This is a genomic window from Pseudoroseomonas sp. WGS1072, assembly GCF_049340465.1.
Classification (GTDB): Bacteria; Pseudomonadota; Alphaproteobacteria; order Acetobacterales; family Acetobacteraceae; genus Pseudoroseomonas.
Genome location: NZ_JBMPSU010000006.1, coordinates 21,480 through 37,243, shown reverse-complemented (window position 1 = coordinate 37,243; position 15,764 = coordinate 21,480). Strand labels below are relative to the sequence as shown.

The 15,764-nt window shown below is 74.5% G+C and carries 19 protein-coding genes; 8 read left to right on the top strand and 11 right to left on the bottom strand.

Annotated features, from left to right (window positions below):
- Nucleotides 1–54: 54 nt before the first annotated feature.
- From ACF3NH_RS21965 to fliF, 7 genes are read right to left on the bottom strand one after another with little or no spacing between them, the layout of a single operon-like run.
- The gene (locus ACF3NH_RS21965; protein ID WP_422926017.1) at nt 55–765 is read right to left on the bottom strand and encodes a hypothetical protein; all 711 of its coding nucleotides are present in this window, start codon (nt 763–765) and stop codon (nt 55–57) included.
- A complete protein-coding gene (locus ACF3NH_RS21960; RefSeq protein ID WP_422926015.1) occupies nt 765–1,799 on the bottom strand; it encodes a flagellar motor switch protein FliG in 1,035 nt (344 codons plus the stop codon). The genes ACF3NH_RS21965 and ACF3NH_RS21960 overlap by 1 nt, the downstream gene beginning before the upstream one ends.
- Nucleotides 1,796–2,158 carry a hypothetical protein gene (locus tag ACF3NH_RS21955; protein WP_422926013.1) on the bottom strand — a complete coding sequence of 121 codons (363 nt, stop codon included), beginning with the start codon at nt 2,156–2,158 and terminating at the stop codon, nt 1,796–1,798. The genes ACF3NH_RS21960 and ACF3NH_RS21955 overlap by 4 nt, the downstream gene beginning before the upstream one ends.
- Nucleotides 2,155–3,009 (bottom strand): flagellar type III secretion system pore protein FliP, encoded by an 855-nt coding sequence (gene fliP, locus ACF3NH_RS21950; RefSeq protein ID WP_422926011.1) that lies wholly within the window; start codon nt 3,007–3,009, stop codon nt 2,155–2,157. The genes ACF3NH_RS21955 and fliP overlap by 4 nt, the downstream gene beginning before the upstream one ends.
- 25 nt (nt 3,010–3,034) lie before the next feature.
- Nucleotides 3,035–3,316 carry a FliM/FliN family flagellar motor switch protein gene (locus ACF3NH_RS21945; RefSeq protein ID WP_422926009.1) on the bottom strand — a complete coding sequence of 94 codons (282 nt, stop codon included), beginning with the start codon at nt 3,314–3,316 and terminating at the stop codon, nt 3,035–3,037.
- A complete protein-coding gene (locus ACF3NH_RS21940) occupies nt 3,313–3,990 on the bottom strand; it encodes a FliH/SctL family protein (protein ID WP_422926007.1) in 678 nt (225 codons plus the stop codon). The genes ACF3NH_RS21945 and ACF3NH_RS21940 overlap by 4 nt, the downstream gene beginning before the upstream one ends.
- Nucleotides 3,987–5,576, bottom strand: a complete 1,590-nt coding sequence (gene fliF, locus ACF3NH_RS21935) for a flagellar basal-body MS-ring/collar protein FliF (RefSeq protein ID WP_422926005.1) — start codon at nt 5,574–5,576, stop codon at nt 3,987–3,989. Before fliF ends, ACF3NH_RS21940 begins: the two co-directional genes overlap by 4 nt.
- Before the next feature lie 251 nt (nt 5,577–5,827).
- Between fliF and ACF3NH_RS21930 the strand changes: the two genes are divergently transcribed.
- Genes ACF3NH_RS21930 through ACF3NH_RS21915 form a run of 4 tightly spaced genes read left to right on the top strand, consistent with a single transcriptional unit; the run spans nt 5,828 to nt 9,001 of the window.
- Nucleotides 5,828–6,355: a flagellar basal body-associated FliL family protein gene (locus tag ACF3NH_RS21930; protein ID WP_422926003.1), complete on the top strand. Its 528-nt coding sequence runs from the start codon at nt 5,828–5,830 to the stop codon at nt 6,353–6,355.
- Nucleotides 6,356–6,358: 3 nt separating this feature from the next.
- Complete coding sequence (locus ACF3NH_RS21925; RefSeq protein ID WP_422926001.1) at nt 6,359–7,462, top strand: FliM/FliN family flagellar motor switch protein; 1,104 nt, start codon at nt 6,359–6,361, stop codon at nt 7,460–7,462.
- A complete protein-coding gene (locus ACF3NH_RS21920) occupies nt 7,459–8,226 on the top strand; it encodes a hypothetical protein (protein ID WP_422925999.1) in 768 nt (255 codons plus the stop codon). Before ACF3NH_RS21925 ends, ACF3NH_RS21920 begins: the two co-directional genes overlap by 4 nt.
- Before the next feature lie 19 nt (nt 8,227–8,245).
- Nucleotides 8,246–9,001, top strand: coding sequence for a MotE family protein (locus ACF3NH_RS21915; RefSeq protein WP_422925997.1), 756 nt, complete (start codon nt 8,246–8,248; stop codon nt 8,999–9,001).
- 16 nt (nt 9,002–9,017) lie between these two features.
- Here ACF3NH_RS21915 and ACF3NH_RS21910 read toward each other — a convergent pair whose 3' ends face one another.
- Complete coding sequence (locus tag ACF3NH_RS21910) at nt 9,018–9,356, bottom strand: hypothetical protein (protein ID WP_422925995.1); 339 nt, start codon at nt 9,354–9,356, stop codon at nt 9,018–9,020.
- Between the two features lie 84 nt (nt 9,357–9,440).
- Complete coding sequence (locus tag ACF3NH_RS21905; protein ID WP_422925993.1) at nt 9,441–9,785, bottom strand: hypothetical protein; 345 nt, start codon at nt 9,783–9,785, stop codon at nt 9,441–9,443.
- 196 nt (nt 9,786–9,981) lie between these two features.
- Here ACF3NH_RS21905 and ACF3NH_RS21900 point away from each other — a divergent pair, with 196 nt between their 5' ends.
- Complete coding sequence (locus tag ACF3NH_RS21900) at nt 9,982–10,731, top strand: hypothetical protein (RefSeq protein ID WP_422925991.1); 750 nt, start codon at nt 9,982–9,984, stop codon at nt 10,729–10,731.
- A 23-nt stretch (nt 10,732–10,754) separates the two neighbouring features.
- Here ACF3NH_RS21900 and ACF3NH_RS21895 read toward each other — a convergent pair whose 3' ends face one another.
- Nucleotides 10,755–11,573 (bottom strand): S1 family peptidase, encoded by an 819-nt coding sequence (locus ACF3NH_RS21895; protein ID WP_422925989.1) that lies wholly within the window; start codon nt 11,571–11,573, stop codon nt 10,755–10,757.
- Nucleotides 11,574–11,667: 94 nt separating this feature from the next.
- Between ACF3NH_RS21895 and ACF3NH_RS21890 the strand changes: the two genes are divergently transcribed.
- On the top strand, nt 11,668–12,078 hold the full coding sequence (locus ACF3NH_RS21890; RefSeq protein ID WP_422925987.1) for a hypothetical protein: 411 nt from the start codon (nt 11,668–11,670) through the stop codon (nt 12,076–12,078).
- Nucleotides 12,079–12,138: 60 nt separating this feature from the next.
- Here the strand turns inward: ACF3NH_RS21890 and ACF3NH_RS21885 are convergent, their stop codons facing one another.
- Nucleotides 12,139–13,875 carry a hypothetical protein gene (locus tag ACF3NH_RS21885; protein ID WP_422925985.1) on the bottom strand — a complete coding sequence of 579 codons (1,737 nt, stop codon included), beginning with the start codon at nt 13,873–13,875 and terminating at the stop codon, nt 12,139–12,141.
- A gap of 288 nt (nt 13,876–14,163) precedes the next feature.
- Between ACF3NH_RS21885 and ACF3NH_RS21880 the strand changes: the two genes are divergently transcribed.
- Both ACF3NH_RS21880 and ACF3NH_RS21875 read left to right on the top strand, forming a co-directional pair.
- The gene (locus tag ACF3NH_RS21880) at nt 14,164–14,481 is read left to right on the top strand and encodes a methionyl-tRNA synthetase (RefSeq protein WP_422925983.1); all 318 of its coding nucleotides are present in this window, start codon (nt 14,164–14,166) and stop codon (nt 14,479–14,481) included.
- A 238-nt stretch (nt 14,482–14,719) separates the two neighbouring features.
- Complete coding sequence (locus ACF3NH_RS21875) at nt 14,720–15,721, top strand: hypothetical protein (RefSeq protein WP_422925981.1); 1,002 nt, start codon at nt 14,720–14,722, stop codon at nt 15,719–15,721.
- Nucleotides 15,722–15,764: the final 43 nt, after the last annotated feature.

Genomic DNA, 15,764 nt, shown 5'->3' with positions numbered 1-15,764 from the left:
GTCCGGCCCGTCTGCTGGGGGAGGTCTCTCTCTACATCCATCGTTTTTCGCATTTCAAGTGCCGTGATCCCCCTCGCTGTGCCGCAGCGTCAGCTCGCCGCCGAGGCCCAGCCGCGCCAGCGCCGCGGCGAAGCCCTCCGACAGATCCGCCAGGAGCGGCCGGGGCAGGCGGGGCGCGGTCTCCATCACCGCGTCCAGCCGGCCCTGTTCCAGCCGCGCGCGCAGCTCGAGCCGCCCCGATGGCGGCAGGTCGAGTTGCAGGGCCAGGGCGACGCCGGCGCCCTTCAATGTTTTTTCGCCGCGTCGTGGCGGCCGGTCGGGCCGCCAGAACAGCCGCAGCCAGGCCAGCCTCTCGCCCAGCAGCAGGGGCAGCTGCCGCCCCTGCCAGGGCGCCGCCTCGCCCAGCGTCGGCGGCGGCGGCGGCGGCGCGTCCAGCTGCCAGGCCAGCAGCGCCGGCGCCAGGCCGAGCGCCGCGGCCAGCGCCTCGATCCGCTCCGGCCCGAGCCAGAGGCGGGCCTCGCCACGCATCAGCCCGAGCGCCAGCGGCAGGGCCAGGCCCGCCTCCGACCCGGGCAGCAGGCCGGCCAGCCCCGCCGCGCGCAGCGCCGCCGCGTCCAGGCCCGGCAGCTCGGCCGGCCCGGGCAGCGTGGCCGCGCCGCCCACCGGCGGCACCGCGCTCAGCGCGCGCGCCGCGGCGGCATAGCCCGCCCCCGCCTCGCGCGCGCCGGCGGCCACCGGCGCGACCGGGGTCAGCCGGCCGCCCATCAGCCGGCCTCGCCCACCTCATCCTCGTCCAGGATGAAGATGCGGCCCTCATCGGCCAGGCGCTTGGCGATGGTGATGATGTCGGCCTGCGCGTCCTCCACCGTCTTGCGCCGCTGCGAGGGCATGTTCTCGATCTCGTCGCGCATCATGGTGGCGGCGCGCTCGGACATGCTGCCGAGGAACAGCTCGCGCAGCTCCGGGCTGGCGGCGGTGAGCGCGATCTGCAGCTTGTCGGCCGGGCATTCGGCGACCAGGGTGGCGAAGGTCGTGCGGTCGACGCGGATCAGGTCGTCGAAGGTGAACATGATGCGCTTGATGCGCGCCGCCGCGTGCGGCTCGCGCGCCTCGATCTGGCGCATCAGGTTCTCGACCAGTCCCTTGTCGGCGCGGTTCATGATCTCGGCCACGATCTGCGAGCTGTCGCGCTCGTAGCTGCGGCTGAGATTGGTGATGAACTCGCGCTGCAGCGTCTGCTCGATGTCCTGCAGCACACCCTTCTGGATGCTGTCCATCCGCACCATGCGCAGGATGATCTCGTCCACCGAGGGCTTGGGCAGCAGCGCCAGCACCCGCGCCGCGTGCTGCGCCGGCAGCTTGGCGAGGATGACGGCGGCGGTCTGCGCCAGCTCGGTGCGCAGATAGGTGGCCAGCACCTCGGGCGAGATATTGGCCAGCTTCTCCCACATGGTCTTGCCCTCGGGGCCGCGGATCTCGTCCATGATCTCGCTGACCTTCTCGTTGGGCAGCAGCCGGCGCAGCAGCCGCTCGGTGGTCTCGGCGGTGCCGATCACCGTGCCGGTGCGGCCGACCTCGTTGCGGAAGCGCGTGATGACGCGCTCGACATGGTCGATATCGACCTTGCCGAGATTGGCCATGGCGCGGCTGACGCGGCGGATCTCGTTCTCCTCCAGCCGGTCGAACAGGCTCTGGATGCGGGTCTCGTCGAGCGCCATGAACAGCACCGCGACATCGGCCAGCGGATCGGCCTTGCTCTCGGCGACGCGCACCGCGCGGCGGGATTCGGGGGCTTTCATCGGGCGGGACTCCGCGGCGGGCTGGGCGGGGGCGGGGCGTACGGGGGCGGGGCGTACGGGGTCGCGGCGGGCAGGGGCAGGGGCAGGGCGAGCAGCGGCCGCAGCAGCGCCGCCAGCACCGGCAGGATCTCGGGCGGCGGCAGGCCGGCCGGCGGCGGGGCCGGCAGGGCGCGGACCAGCCGCTCGGCGGCATCGGCCTCGGGCGGCGGCACGGCGCCGCGCGCCGCGGCCAGCGCCGCCAGCCTGTCCAGCAGGGCGCCCGAGGGCGGCGGTCCGGCGGCCGCCTCGTGCCGCAGCGCGCGGGCCAGGGCGCGGCGCCGCCGGGGGCGGGGCCGGGGGTCGGAGGGGGGCGCGCTCACGCGGTGAAGCTCCGCGCCAGGGCGCCGGCCACCAGCGACCAGCCATCGACCAGCACGAAGAAGATCAGCTTGAAGGGCAGGCTGATCACCACCGGCGGCAGCATCATCATGCCCATGCCCATCAGCACCGCGCTGATGGCGATGTCGATGGCCAGGAAGGGCAGGAAGAGCAGGAAGCCGATCTGGAAGGCCTTGTTCAGCTCGGAGATGATGAAGGCGGCGGCCAGGATGTGCAGCGGCACGCCGTGGCGCGGCGCGGCGCCCGTGGTCCCGCCCTCGGCCGCGCCCGAGGCCCGGCCTTCGGGCGGCTGCCACTTGGCGATGTCGATGAACAGCGCCAGGTCGCGCTCCCGCACATTCGCCTCCATGAAGCCGCGGAAGGGCAGGATGGCGCGCTCGGCGGCCATCTCCTCGGTGATGCTGCCCTCGATCAGCGGCCGCGCCGCCTCGCTCCAGGCGCGCTCCAGCACCGGCGCCATGACGAAGGCGGAGAGGAACATCGCCAGGCTGACGATCACCGTGTTGGGCGGCGACTGCTGCAGGCCGAGGGCGGTGCGCAGCATCGACAGCACGACGACGATGCGGGTGAAGGAGGTGGCGACCACCAGCAGCCCCGGCGCCAGGGCCAGCAGGGTGGTGGCGACGATCAGCCCGACGATGTTGGTGGTCAGGCTCTGCCCGCCGCTGGCCACCGCCTGGCCGCTGAGGGTGCCCGCCGGGGCGCCGAGGCTGAGCGAGACGCTCTGCGCCAGGACGGGCGCGGCGAGCAGCAGCAGCGGCAGCGCCAGGAGGGCGGCGCGGCCGGCGCGGCGGCGGCCCGCCGCGGCCGGGGCGGGAAGGGGGAGCGGCATTCTGCGCGCCTCCGGGAAAAGGGGTTCAGCTCGCCGCGGAGACAATCTCGGTGATCGAGATCGACAGCCGGCCGTCATCGGTGATCTGGATCTCGCCGCGCGCGATCAGCCGCTCATTGGCCATCAGGTCGACCGGCTCGCCGACCTTGCGGTCGAACTCGATCACCGAGCCGCGGCTCAGGTTGAACAGGGCGGCCATCGGCAGCCGCTTGCTGCCCAGCACCACCTGCACGCTCACCGGGATGTCCATGATGCGCGGCTTGCGCTCGGTCAGGAAAGGGTTCTCGGAAGAGGCGCTGTCGCTCATCGCTTGGTCTCCTGTGGCGGATCGCCGGGCAGGGCGGGGGGGGTGGAGGGCGCGCCGAGCAGGGCGCCGATCCGGGCCAGCAGCTGCTCCGGCGCGAAGGTCAGCCCGCCCTGGTCCCAGGCGGCCTCGGCGGCGCCGGGGGGCAGGGTCTCGTCGGGCAGCAGGCGCAGCCGCCCGGCACCGGGCAGGCCCTCGGCCTGCGCCGCCGCCAGGGTGGCGGGATGCGCCCGCAGCGTGATCCCGGCCTCGGGCCGCAGGCGCAGCGCCTCGGCCGCCAGGGCGACGATCTCGCCGCCCATGGCGCGGGCCAGAAGGGTGGGGAAAAGGGTCTCCAGCGCCGCCGCCAGCGCGGCGCGCAGGGCGGCGTCGAGCCGGTGCCGCTCGGCCTCGCCCGCCGCCAGCAGCGCCTCGAAGGCCTGGGCGGCGGCGGCGGCGCCGGTCTGGCCGCGCCGGACGAGCTCGGCCTGCATCGCCCGCTCGGCCTCGGCCCGGCCGGCCAGCGCGCCCTCGGCGCGGCCGCGCGTCAGCCCCTCCTCCAGCCCGGCCAGGCGGCCGGCCTCGTGGGCGCGGGCGCGCAGCCGCTCCTCGGCGGCGATGCGCGCCGCCAGCGTGCCGTCCGCGCCGGCCTGCAGGGTGCTCAGCGAGGGCGGGTGGAAGGGCCGCGCCGCGCTCATGCCGGCGAGCCTTCCTCGATCCAGCTGCGCACCACGGCCAGCGCCTCCTCCGGCCGGTGGTCGATGATCTCCTGCAGCGCGTTCAGCGAGGAGAGGCGGATCTGGATGTCCTGGCCGACGGTCGCGATGGCGTCGTCCATGCTCTCGGCCGCCGCGGCGGCGGCGGCGGCGGCGGCCTCGGCGGCGAGCCGGGCGGCGGTGCGGCGGCGCTGGCCGCGGCGGCGCAGCAGCAGCCCGCCGCCCGCGGCGGCGAGGGCACCGGCGCCGAGCAGCGCCCAGTGCGCGGCGCCCAGCGGCGCGCCGCCCGTCTCGGCGCTGGCCAGCGTGCCGGCCGCCTCGCCGGGCAGGAAGCGCAGCGTGTCGACCGTCACCAGATCGCCGCGCGCCGGGTTGAAGCCGACCGCCGAGCGGACCAGCGCGGCGAGCCGCTCCAGCTCCTCCTTCGGACGCGGCTGCGGCTGGCCTTCCGCGTCCAGCGCGGTGTCGACCACCACGGCGACGCTGAGCCGCTTGACCGCGCCGGGCTCGCGCGTGGTCTCCTCGATCTTCGAGGAGATCTCGAAATTCACTGTCTCGCTGTTGCGCTGGTTGCTGGTGGCGCTGCGCGTGGCGGTGTTGTTGACCTGCTGGTTGGGCAGGTTCTGGCCGACCGTCACCGGCGCCTGGCCACGGCCGTCCTCGCTCGATTCCTGCTCGGTCTGGCTCTGCCGGCCGCGCTCCACCTGGCCGAGCGGGTCGAAGGTCTCGGCGCGGGCGACGACGCGGGCGCCGTCGATCTCGACGGCGGCGACGGCGCGCACCTTGCCGCGGCCGAGGATCGGCTCCAGCAGGTCGAGCACCGCCTTCTGCAGCGCCTGCTCCTGCGCCGCCCGCATCTCGCCGATGCGGCCGGCGGCGGCGCCGAGGCCGCCATCGGCGGCCAGCACCACGCCGGCGGGATCGACCACCGAGACATCCTCCTGCCGCAGCCGCGGCACGGCGCCCGAGACCAGCAGCCGGATCGCCGCCGCCTGGGCGGCGCCGAGGCGCTGGCCGGCCGAGGTGGTGACGGTGACGGAGGCGGTCGGCGCCGGCGCGTCGCGCGAGAAGCTCTCGCGCTCGGGCAGCACGACATGGACGCGGGCGCTGCGCACGCCCTGCATGGCGACGATGGTGCGCGCCAGCTCGCCCTCCAGCGCGCGTAGCCGCTGCACCCGCTGCATGAAGGAGGTCATCTGCATCGGGCTCGCCTGGTCGAGCAGCTCGTAGCCGGCGCCGCCCTGGCGGGGCAGGCCCTCGGCCGCGAGCTGCATGCGCAGCCGCGCGACCTGCTCGGCGGGGACGAGGATGCTGCCATCGCCGCGCGCCTCGACCGGGATCTTCAGCTCCTCGAGGCGGGCGGCGATGCGGCCGGCATCGGCCGCCTCCAGCCCGGCATAGAGCAGGCCGTGCGGCGCCTGGGCGGAGCGGGCCACCAGAAGCACGGCCAGCAGGGCGGCCAGGCCCACGGCGACCATGGCGCCGATTTTCGCGGGGCCCAGCCGGGCCAGGCCCTGGCCCAGCCCGCTCAGATCGAAACCGGATCCGAGGGTGCGGATTTGCTGCATCGACCTTCTCTCGTCCCTTCTCGACCGGCCCGGGGCCGGCGCCGTGGCGCCGGGACGCGGAGGGCCGCGGCATCCAGTTCCTGTCTCCCGCCGGCCAGACCTTCCGCCGCGTCCGCCCACGGGCCTGACGGGGGGCGGGCAAGTTCGGCTTCCGGTGTTTTTAGCATGGCATGCGAGAACGTGTCGGTTTATATCTGCGGTCGCTCCGCTTGTCGCGCGAAAAATCAATGCCGCCAGGAGATGCCTCGCCCATGTCCGCCTCTGCCGCCGAGAATGATGCGAAAAAATCCGATAAGCCGCCGCGCCCGGCCTCAGGAGGCAAGCGGCGCGGCCGGTTGTTGCTGGTGCCTCTGCTGCTGCTGCCGGTGCTGGGTGGCGGCCTGTCCGGCGCCTGGTTCCTGATGCCGGGCGCGGCGGAGACGATGCGAAATATGGTTGTGGGCTCGGCCGCCGCGCCGGCCGCGCCGCCCACGGCCCGCCCCGCCTTCCTCGAGTTCCCCGAGATGACGCTGACCCTGCCGAATGCCGGCCGGCCGCGCCAGCTGCGGCTCAAGCTCGCCGTCGAACTCGCCGGCGATCCGGCCGAGCTGCAGCCCGAGCTGCTCAGTCCGCGCGTCTATGACGGGCTGGTGCTCTATCTGCGCACGCTGCGCGACGGCGAGACCGAGGGCGCCCTGGCCATGGACCGGCTGCGCGGCGACCTGCACCGCCGGCTGGAGCTGATGCTGGGCGCGGGCCGGGTGCGCGACGTGCTGATCACCGGCTTCGTGGTCGCCTGAGCCGTGAGCGGGAGCGCGAACACGCCGGACGGCCAGGAGCCCGCCATTGATCCGATGGGCGATCCGATGGGCGATCCGATGGCCGATTGGGGCGCCGCCGGCATGGCCATGGGCCAGGGCGACATCGACAGCCTGTTCGGCGGCCCGGAGCCCGCGGCCGAGCCGGAGCCGCCGCGGCGCGGGCTGGAGGCGCTGGTCGGCGGCGCGGTGCGCTACGAGAAGCTGCCGATGCTGGAGATCGTCGTCGACCGGCTGGCCCGGCTGATGACCAGCTCCAGCCGCAAGTTCACCGCCGACAACGCCGATGTGGTGATCGACCGCATCCGCCCCGTGCGCGTCGGCGCCTTCCTCGACACCATCACCCTGCCGGCGCTGATCGGCGTCATCCGCATCGAGGAATGGGACGGCTACTGCCTGGCCGCGCTCGATTCGCGGCTGATCGGCTCGATCGTCGACATCCTGCTGGGCGGCCGGCGCAACGCGCTGCAGCCGATCGAGGGCCGGCCCTACACGCCGATCGAGCGCACCTTCGTCGAGAAGTTCGTCTCCATCGTGGCGCAGGACATGAGCCGCGCCTTCGAGGCCGTCTCGCCCGCCACCTTCGCGCTGGAGCGCTTCGAGATCACGCCGGGCTATGCGCTGATCACCAAGCCGACCGCGGCGGCGCTGACCTTCCGCGCCGAGATCACCATGGAGGGGCGCGGCGGCTACATCGATTTCCTGCTGCCCTATGCCGCGATCGACCCGGTGCGCGACCTGCTGAGCCAGGAGGTGCTGGGCAAGAAGCAGGGCGGCGACACCATCTGGCGCAGCCATCTGGCCGAGGAGCTGCCGCGCGCGCCGCTCGAGCTGACCGCGGTGATCGAGCGCCGCGTGCTGCCCTTCGCCGAGATTGCCGCCTGGCAGCCCGGCGCGGTGCTGGCGCTCGACCGCCGGCAGGACGAGGCCATCGAGGTGTTCTGCCAGGGACTGATGGTCTGCCGCGCCACCATGGCCGCGCGCGACGAGCGCGTGGTGCTGCATGTCGAGGATTGCGTGATCGAGAAGGGCTGGCCGGGCGACCTCGCCGCGGCGGCCCTGGACGGGCGAGGAGAATCCCCATCATGACGCTGACCGAAATCCTGGATGCCTCCGGCCTGGCGGTGCTGGCCGCGCAGGGCGGCTGGATCCTGCTGCTCTACCGCCGCATGGGCCGGCTACGCGCCGCGCTCGAGGGGGCGGGCGCGGTGGTGGCCCAGCTCGATGCCGCCTCGCGGCGGCTCGATGGCGCCTCCGGCGGCCTGGTGCAGACGGTGCGCGACGGCATCGCCGAGGTCGACAGCAAGATCACCGCCTGCCGCCGGCTGTCGCAGGAGCTGGGCTCGGCCTCGCGCCAGGCGGAGGAGGTGGCGGCGCGGCTCGACCAGGCGCTGCGGCAGAACCGCCGCCTGCAGACCGCCCGCGCCGCCGCGCCGCCGCGCGAACTGGTCGAGCCGCTGGGCCTGGCGGAACGGCTCTCCGCCCGCCCGCACCGCCCCGCCCCGCCGCTCGCCGCGCCCTTCGGCGCGCCGGCGCCGCGCCTGGTCGAGATGCTGACCGAGGCGCCCGCCGCCGGGGAGGGCCCCGCCGCGCCGGGCCGGCTGATCGAGGATTCCCTCGGCGCCCCGCGGGAGGACGCCGCGGGCTTTCCCCCGAATCTTCCCTTGGGCCTTCCCCTGGATCTCCCCCTGGATCTTCCCCTGGACCTCCCCTTGCCCCCTCTTCCGGTGGCCTGCCTGGAGGGCGCGGCGCCGGCCGGTCCCGCGCTGGCGGCGCTGCTGCGGGCCGGGCCGGGGCCGGACGCGTCCCCCGCCGAGCCGCCGCCGCGCACCATCCGCGTCAAGCTTGACTGAGCCTGAGGATCCCGCCGCCATGACGCCGCCCCTGCCGATCCCGCCCCGCCGCCGCGCGCCCCGTCTGTCTCGGATGGGTCTGTCTCGGATGGGTCTGCCCCGGATGGGCCTGCCGCTGATGTTGCTGGGGCTGGCCGCGCTGGTGCCGGGCCGCCTGGAGGGCCTGTCGCACTGGTCCGGGCTGGCCGGCCTGGGCTTCGCCGGGGCCTGGGCGCAGGGGCCGGAGCGGCCGCGCCCGGGCCCCGGCGCGCCGCCGCCCGTCATGGCCCCGGTCATGACCATGGGGGGCGGGCTGACCGCGCGGCCCACCGTGGCGCCGGTGCTGGCCGGCCCGATCCGCGCCAATCCGCTGGGCGACGATCGGCCCGGCGATGCCCGGCTGCTGGCCGAGGTGTCGCGCCGCCAGGCGGAGATCGAGCGGCGCGAGCGGGCGCTGGAGGCGCGCGAGGCGCGGTTGCAGGCGGCCGAGGCGCTGGCGCGCGGGCAGATCGCCGAACTGGCGCGGCTGCGCGAGGAGATGGAGCGGCTGGTGGTGCGCGAGAACACCGCCTCGGAGGCCGATCTCGACGCGCTGGTCGCGCTCTATGTCAACATGAAGCCGCAGCAGGCGGCCAAGGTGCTGGACCGGCTGGAGCCGCAGCGGGCCGCGGTGATCCTGCTGAAGATCCCCGAGCGGCAGGCCGGCCCGATCCTGGCCAGCATGGATGCGCCCGCCGCCCTGGCGGTGACCCAGGAGATCGCCGGGCGGCGCGAGGCCTTCCGCGCCGCGCCGTGAGCCGAGGCGCGCCGGCTCAGCAATGACCGCCCTGGCGGGCCCAGGCGCGATGCGCCAGCTCGCCCAGATGCCGCTCCAGCCCCGCCTCGCGCAGCGCCGCGACACTGGCCCAGCCACCGGGGCGGTCGATCCGCACCGGATGCAGCTCCAGCTCGTTCAGCCGCTCATCCTCCGGCCAGCCACCCTCCCAGATCTCGACATGCAGCCGCGCCAGGGCCTCGCTCGGGAAGGTGGCGGCGGCGTCGCGCCCGGCGGCGTTCAGCTTGGACCAGTAGGATTGACTCGGCGTGCGCCCGACGAACAGGCCCAGCGCCGTGTGCAGCAAGACGAAGCCCCGCCCGTAATGCGCTGCCATGCCCGGCGTCTTCCCTCCTGTGCCATGGGCTGATGATGCCGCAGGAGAACAATCCATAAAACAGGGATTGTGTCTCAAAAAACTTCAGTCTCGACGGGCGGCGAAGCCGTCCCGGCTCCAGCCTTCGCTCATCAACCGGCCCATCCTCTCCGCGGCGGGCGGCGTGGTCATCGTCGCCCAGGAGGGGGTCTCGGAAGACGCCATGCGCGACGCGATCGGCGGCGCCGGCGCCTGACCGGCGAGCGGGTCGAAGCCGCGCACATCGAAGCTCTGGGCGTTCAGCCGCGTCGTGTCGAGGGGCGGGATCTGCCGCGGGACCTCCTGCGCCATCGCCGGCCCTGCCAAGGCCAGCCCGGTTGCCAGCCCGGTCGTCAGCCCTGCCGCCAGGGCCATCGCCCGCCCGTTCCGCCCGTTCCGGATGATCCGCATCGCCATTCCTGCCATCGCGCCGCCGCCCTATCGCCGCCGGCCCCGCGGGGAGAAGTCCGCAGGCGGGCGCGGGATGATCTCTCACGGAGATTTGTCGCTTTCTTGATCAATTCCGCGAACAAAGCGGGATCACGCTTTGTTAACGCCTTCCCGGCATAGTCGCCACATTCGCCCGATCCCGCGGAGAGCAGCCAGAATGGCGACCGTCATCCCCCTTGCCTCGCGTCACGCCGCGCCGCGGGACCCCGATCTGAGCCTGCTGCTGCACAGCACGGAACAGGCCCTGGACCGCCTCTGGATGCACCGGATGACGCGGGATACGGGGGTGCTGATGCCGGAATTCCTCGATCCGGGCCTGTGCTTCCTGATGGAGGGCGCGGCGGATGCGGAGGGGGCTGCGCTGCGCACGACCCTGCTCGAGCTCGGCGCCCGGATGCGGCAATGCGGCCTGGCCGCCGTGGCGCGGGCGGTGCTGCGGATGGCGCGCTCGGCGCGCCGCCGGCGGGCCCTGCTGGCCCTGGCCGGAAGCGCGGCCTGGCGGCGGCTGCCCGGCGGGCCGGGCGAGGAGCACTGGCTGCGCCCGGCGGCGGAGGGCCGGTCCTACCAGCTGACCCTGCGGCTGGCTGGCGATTGCGCCCATGCGCCGCAGGCGCTCCGTGACCTGGCCCAGACCCTCCGGCTGCGGCCGGCGTCCCGAAGCGAGGTCCAGGAGAGCGAGGTCCAGGAGAGCGAAGTCCAGGGCGGGGCGGTGTTGCTGGCCGCGCAGGAGGGGGGCCTCGACTGCCTCTCGCTGCAGGCGGCGCTGCGCGATGTCACGCTGGCGCTGGGGCGGCAGGGCGAGACGGTCCTGGCCGCCGGGGTCGCCGCGCTGCGGGAGGACGGGCCGGACGGCCAGGAGGAGAGCGCCGGCCAGGCCTCTCCGGGCTCGCGCATCGCCGCGGCCTGAGCCCCCGGCGTCACCCTCGCCGCTCAGCAGGTCACCCGCCGGATCGCGTCCGCCACCCGCTCCTGCACCGCCCGCCAGTCGGGCGTCCCGCCGCCGGCGGGCGCCTGCAGCCGGGGCGCCACCCCGCTGCGGGCCAGGAAATCGCGCAGGTCGGTCAGCGGTACCGCGGAAGTGCCGCCGGCGCCGCCGGCATAGACCACCCCCACCACATTGCCCGCCGCATCCAGCACCGGCCCGCCGGAACTGCCGCCGCTGGCCGGCGCCGCGATCTCCAGCCGCCAGCGCAGCCGCTCGGCCTGGGCGGCGCCGAAATAGCGCAGCCCGTCCTCCCAGCCCGGTTCCACCTCCCGGCCCTGCCGGTCGGTCATGACGAAGCTGACGGCATGGCCGCCCTCCGGGTCGTGCACCGTCAGGGTGGCGTGCCGCAGCGTGCCGGCGCTGGCCTGCGGCCGGTGGCCCGGCTGGTTCGCGGGATAGCCCAGCACCAGCACCGGCAGGCCGCGCGGCAGGCGCGGCGCGGCGGAGAGCGCCAGCGCCGCCTCGCCCGCGGCCGGGCCGGCCAGCAGCGCCAGATCGGTGCCGGGGTCCTCCGCCAGCACCCGCCAGGGGCCGGGCAGGCCCTCCACCGCCACGCCCCGGCCCTCGAGGCGGCAGCGCAGCACGACATGGGTGTTGGTGACCATCCGGCCCGGCCCGATCAGGAAGGCGCTGCCGCCGAACCGTGTCGGGACCGACGGCGTGGCCTCGGGCGCGGCCGCCCGGCCGGAGGCGGCACAGGCCAGCCCGATCCCCAGCATCGCCAGGCCGCCGCCGGGAAGACACCACCGCAGCCAAGCACGCATCCGGGCCTCGACGTTCTTGCGAAAAACGAATAATGGATAGCATGGCGCGGCATGGCCGGCCAAGTCCCGTCATCCGGACGGGCGGGAGAGAAGCATGCAGGGACTGCCCTTGCTGATCCGGCTGGCCCGGCAGCGCGCCGATGAGCGCCGCATCGCCCTGGCCACGGCCGAGCAGGCCCGCCTGGCCGGCGAGGCGGCGCTGGCCCACCAGGCCGAGGAGGTGGCGGCGGAGCAGGCGCAGGTGCGGCAGCACCCGGCCAGCCTGGGGGACTGGGCCGCCTGGTCGCGCGCCGCGGCGCGGCGGCGCGGCCGGCTGCTGGAGGGGCTGGCCCTGTTGCGGGCCCAGGAGGCGGCGGCGCGCGAGGCGCTGCGGGCGGAGTTCGCCGAGGTGAAGCGGCTGGAGCTGGCGCTCCAGGCGCGGCGGCAGGCGGCGCTGCGGCAGGCGGCGCGCAAGGCGGAGCTGCGGGCGGAGGACAGCGCGCGCCTGGCGCGGCGGCCGGACTGATCTGGCCCCGCCGGCGCGGGGCGGAGGGTCCCGGGCCGGACGCCCGAGGCCGGCCGCGCGTCAGTCCAGCCGGTCGAGATCGGGCTTCTCGCGGAAGCGCGCCCAGGCGGCCAGGACCTCGCGCAGCTGCTCCTCCTGGCTGGTGCGTTCGCGGCGCAGGATCTGCATCCGCTTGCGCAGCTCCAGGATCAGGTGGCCGCGCGGCAGGTCGGCGCCGCTCTCGAAGCGCTCCAGGAAGATGCGGCCGAGCTCGGGATCCTCGCGCTCGATGCAATAGGCGGCATAGGTCAGCACCGAGCCGCGGCCGAACTCGATCATCTTGCGGCCGAAGGTGCGCAGCTCCAGCAGGCGCGGATGCTGCTCGACGATTCGCATCACCTCGGAGGGCGTCGGCTTGGCGTTGCGCGTCCCGGCGGGCTTCAGCTCGTGCTTCCAGAGCAGCACGGCGGCGGCGGCGACCAGCGGGCGGTCGCCGAAGCTGTCGAAGGCGATGCCGAGCTGCGGACCCTTCTTGGCGTGGATGTCGTAGGTGGCATAGGCCTCCTCCGGCAGGCCGCGCATCACCGGCACCTCGATCGGCTCGCCCGCCTGGATCACCGCCGAGAGCCGGTGCTGCCCGTTCAGCAGCCGCCCCGCGCGGCTGAAGCAGATCGGCTGCGCGTTCATCATCCAGTTGCCGGCCCGGATGTCGCGGGCGATGGCATCGACATGCGCGGCGACGATCTTGCGGTTGCGGCTGTTGTGCGCGAGGTAGGCCTCGGCCATCTCCGGCGTGATGGTCTCGATCGCCAGCGGGAAGACGCCCTCCTCCGCCGCCAGGCGCCGCACCGCCTCCTGCAGGCCGCGCGCCGTCTCCTCGCCATCCGCCGCATGGCCCGGATCGTCGAGCCCGGCATAGCCGGCGAGCGCCGGGAAGTCCTCGCCCCGGGTCGGGTTGGCGGTCGGGTCGATCCAGGTGTAGCTGCGCTGGTGCTCGCCGGAGATCGTCGCGTTCAGCGCCTTGATGCAGACGGCGAAGAGGGTGGTGGGCTTGAGCCGCGTCGTCGGATCGCCGCGGGTGATGTCGATCAGGTCGCGGATGCGGGCGCCCGGCTCCATCGGGGAGTGGTTCTCGGGATGCGCGATGGCGTCGAGGAAGCGGCGCGTCGCCGCCTTGTCGACCCGGAAGCCCATGAAGAGCAGCGGCGTGCGCACCGCCTCGGAGAGCATGGTGGCCGGGCTCTCGAGGGAGAGCTTCACCGCCGCCTCGAGATCGGGATTGGCGCGCAGCACGCGGTCCATGCGCGACCAGGCGGCGGTGCCGGCGCCGCGCAGCATCTTGCCGTCCTCGTAGCGGATCAGCTTGACCAGCGCCGATTGCAGCGCATGGGCATGCGGGATGCCGCGGCTTTCCAGCACGCCGGCGAAGGAGCGGCGGCGCTGCTGGTCGATGGTGTGCAGCACGTCATCGGGGATGTTCTGCGCCAGCACGGTGAGGAAGGGGACGCCGGCGCGGATGCAGGCGCGCAGGCGCTGCACGCCGTCGAGCAGGACCCCGTTGCGCGACAGGATCAGCGGCATGCCGTTGAGGATCCAGCGGCCTTCGCGCATCGCCTCGGCATAGGCCGCGATGGCGGCCGGGTTCTCACCGGCGGCGGGGCGCTTGCGGGCGAGCAGGCCGGCGGCGCTCTCCGGGGTCACCAGCTCGACCGAGAAGGCCGGCCCGTCCGGGCTCGCGCCCCGCAGCTGCACGATGCGGCCGCCCTGCGGCAGCGGCGCGCGGCCGGTCTTCCTGGCGGTGCTGCCGGTGCGTGCCATCCTCGCCTCTCCTCCTTCGTCTGCGAAACCTCTGCGTCGGTCTTAAACTTTTTTCGCGGCCGGGACCACCCGCAAAAATTCACAAGATGGAAAGGTCGGGCCGCGCCCTGGCCCCGGCCTTCCCCTCCCCTGCGCCCCCGCTGCGGCAGGACTTCCTTCACGATGTTCTCGAAGGCCGGAATGGCAGGGCGGGGCCGGCGATGCTAAAACATGCGGGATAGCCCGGGCCGCCTGCCATCCGGCGGCGGTCCGCGCCGGCCCGCCTCCCCAGGAAGGAGAATCCCTCCCATGAGCCTCGCCGCCCCCTTCTTCGTCCATCACACCATCCGCCTGACGCGGGCCGAAGTGCTCGAGGCGCTGCGCGGCGCCGCCCTGGCGCGGGCCCGCGAGACCCTGCGCCTGGTCGATCCCACGCCGCGCGGGGTCGAGATGGAAACCCGGCTGCTGTCCGGCGCCATGGTCGAGATCGACGGCGCCGCGGTGATGATCGAGGCGCAGCTGCCGGAGGATCTGATCGCCCTGCTGCGGGCCGGTGCCGGCCCCGCGGAGGCCGCCGGGCACGACGAACCGGCCCTGCCGGCGGCCGAGACCCTGCTTCCCGCCTGAGGACCGTCCAGGCGCGGGCTTTCCGGCGGCGGTGGGTCCGGGCAGGGCGGCGCGACAGTCGCCAGGGGCCAGGGCAAGGTCCGGGGCAGGGTTCATAGTCCTGCGAAATACCACAGAACGGATGGCCGGGCAGGGGGAGGGCGGGGCTCGCTCGCGTTTTTTCCCCGGCGCGGCCGTTCTCCGCTTGCGATTTCCCGGCCGGGAGGCTTTGTGCCTCACGGCAAGGTGAGATCAATGCATGGCTGTGCAACGGATATCCGCCGCGACCTCCGGTAGCGGCGAGGCCTGGCAGGTCTGCATCGGCCGCGGCGCCGCGGCCCTGCATCGCGCGCCCTTTCAGGACCGCGCCGCCGCCGAGGCCTGGGAGGGCATGGCCAGCGCCGCCCTGCGCCGCTGCACCATCCGGATCGGCAGCAAGCGCTTCCTCGGCACCGCCGCCGAGGCGCTGCGGCGCTGGGCGATCGACCAGGGCACCCTGCCCCGCGCCGAGGGCGGCACCCAGATCGCCCCCCTGCACCGCCTGGCCGGGCTGCTGGCCGAGCCGGAATGCGCCCTGCCGCTGGCGGCGCTGGGCCCCGCCGACCTGCAGGCGCTGCGCGCGCGGCGCCGCGTCGCGCTCGGCGGCGCCGCGCCGATGCTGGCCGAGCAGGCGGCGCTGGGCGCGGCCCTGGCGCAGTTCTGCGACTTCCACCTCCCCGGCCTCGACAGCCCGCTGCTCGGCCTGGCGCCGGACGGTCTCGGCCTGCTTTCGCCGGTCGATTGCGGCCGCGCCATCGCCTGGGCGCAGCGCGAGGGGCGCGATCTGGGCCTGCTGGTGGGGCTGGTGCTGACCACGGGCGCCGCCGCCGCCGACCTGCTGGCCTGCCGCCTGGGCGATCTCGATCCTCAGACCGGCCTGCTGCGTCTGCCGGGCGGGGGGCGGATCCTCCTGGCGGCGGCGGACCGGCCGGCGGAGGGCGCGGCCACGGCACCCCTGCTGTCGGGCCTGCCCGCGGAGCCGGCCCTGCTGCGGCCCGTGCTGGCCGAGCTGGCGCGCTGCCTGGAATGCCCCGGGCTGGAATATCGAGGACTGGAATATCGAGGACTGGAGTCCCGGGGACTGGATTGGCCGGCGATGCAGCTGACCGGCCTGGTCGAGGCGCTGCGCGGCGGGCTGCATCCGGATGAGATCCTGCCCCTGCTCGGCCAAGGCTCGGCGGATTTTGCGAAAAATCTTGCGTTCGTTGTGCGAAAATCATAAGGAGGAGGGAGACGCCCCGGCGTCATGCCGCCCTTCCTAGAAC

Coding starts and splice junctions, on each gene's coding strand:
- ACF3NH_RS21965 (WP_422926017.1), bottom strand. CDS start 765: ATGGGCGGCCGGCTGACCCCGGTCGCGCCGGTGGCCGCCGGCGCGCGC.
- ACF3NH_RS21960 (WP_422926015.1), bottom strand. CDS start 1,799: ATGAAAGCCCCCGAATCCCGCCGCGCGGTGCGCGTCGCCGAGAGCAAG.
- ACF3NH_RS21945 (WP_422926009.1), bottom strand. CDS start 3,316: ATGAGCGACAGCGCCTCTTCCGAGAACCCTTTCCTGACCGAGCGCAAG.
- ACF3NH_RS21910 (WP_422925995.1), bottom strand. CDS start 9,356: ATGGCAGCGCATTACGGGCGGGGCTTCGTCTTGCTGCACACGGCGCTG.
- ACF3NH_RS21875 (WP_422925981.1), top strand. CDS start 14,720: ATGGCTGTGCAACGGATATCCGCCGCGACCTCCGGTAGCGGCGAGGCC.
- ACF3NH_RS21885 (WP_422925985.1), bottom strand. CDS start 13,875: ATGGCACGCACCGGCAGCACCGCCAGGAAGACCGGCCGCGCGCCGCTG.
- ACF3NH_RS21930 (WP_422926003.1), top strand. CDS start 5,828: ATGTCCGCCTCTGCCGCCGAGAATGATGCGAAAAAATCCGATAAGCCG.
- ACF3NH_RS21880 (WP_422925983.1), top strand. CDS start 14,164: ATGAGCCTCGCCGCCCCCTTCTTCGTCCATCACACCATCCGCCTGACG.
- fliF (WP_422926005.1), bottom strand. CDS start 5,576: ATGCAGCAAATCCGCACCCTCGGATCCGGTTTCGATCTGAGCGGGCTG.
- ACF3NH_RS21900 (WP_422925991.1), top strand. CDS start 9,982: ATGGCGACCGTCATCCCCCTTGCCTCGCGTCACGCCGCGCCGCGGGAC.
- ACF3NH_RS21940 (WP_422926007.1), bottom strand. CDS start 3,990: ATGAGCGCGGCGCGGCCCTTCCACCCGCCCTCGCTGAGCACCCTGCAG.
- fliP (WP_422926011.1), bottom strand. CDS start 3,009: ATGCCGCTCCCCCTTCCCGCCCCGGCCGCGGCGGGCCGCCGCCGCGCC.
- ACF3NH_RS21905 (WP_422925993.1), bottom strand. CDS start 9,785: ATGCGGATCATCCGGAACGGGCGGAACGGGCGGGCGATGGCCCTGGCG.
- ACF3NH_RS21915 (WP_422925997.1), top strand. CDS start 8,246: ATGACGCCGCCCCTGCCGATCCCGCCCCGCCGCCGCGCGCCCCGTCTG.
- ACF3NH_RS21890 (WP_422925987.1), top strand. CDS start 11,668: ATGCAGGGACTGCCCTTGCTGATCCGGCTGGCCCGGCAGCGCGCCGAT.
- ACF3NH_RS21920 (WP_422925999.1), top strand. CDS start 7,459: ATGACGCTGACCGAAATCCTGGATGCCTCCGGCCTGGCGGTGCTGGCC.
- ACF3NH_RS21895 (WP_422925989.1), bottom strand. CDS start 11,573: ATGCGTGCTTGGCTGCGGTGGTGTCTTCCCGGCGGCGGCCTGGCGATG.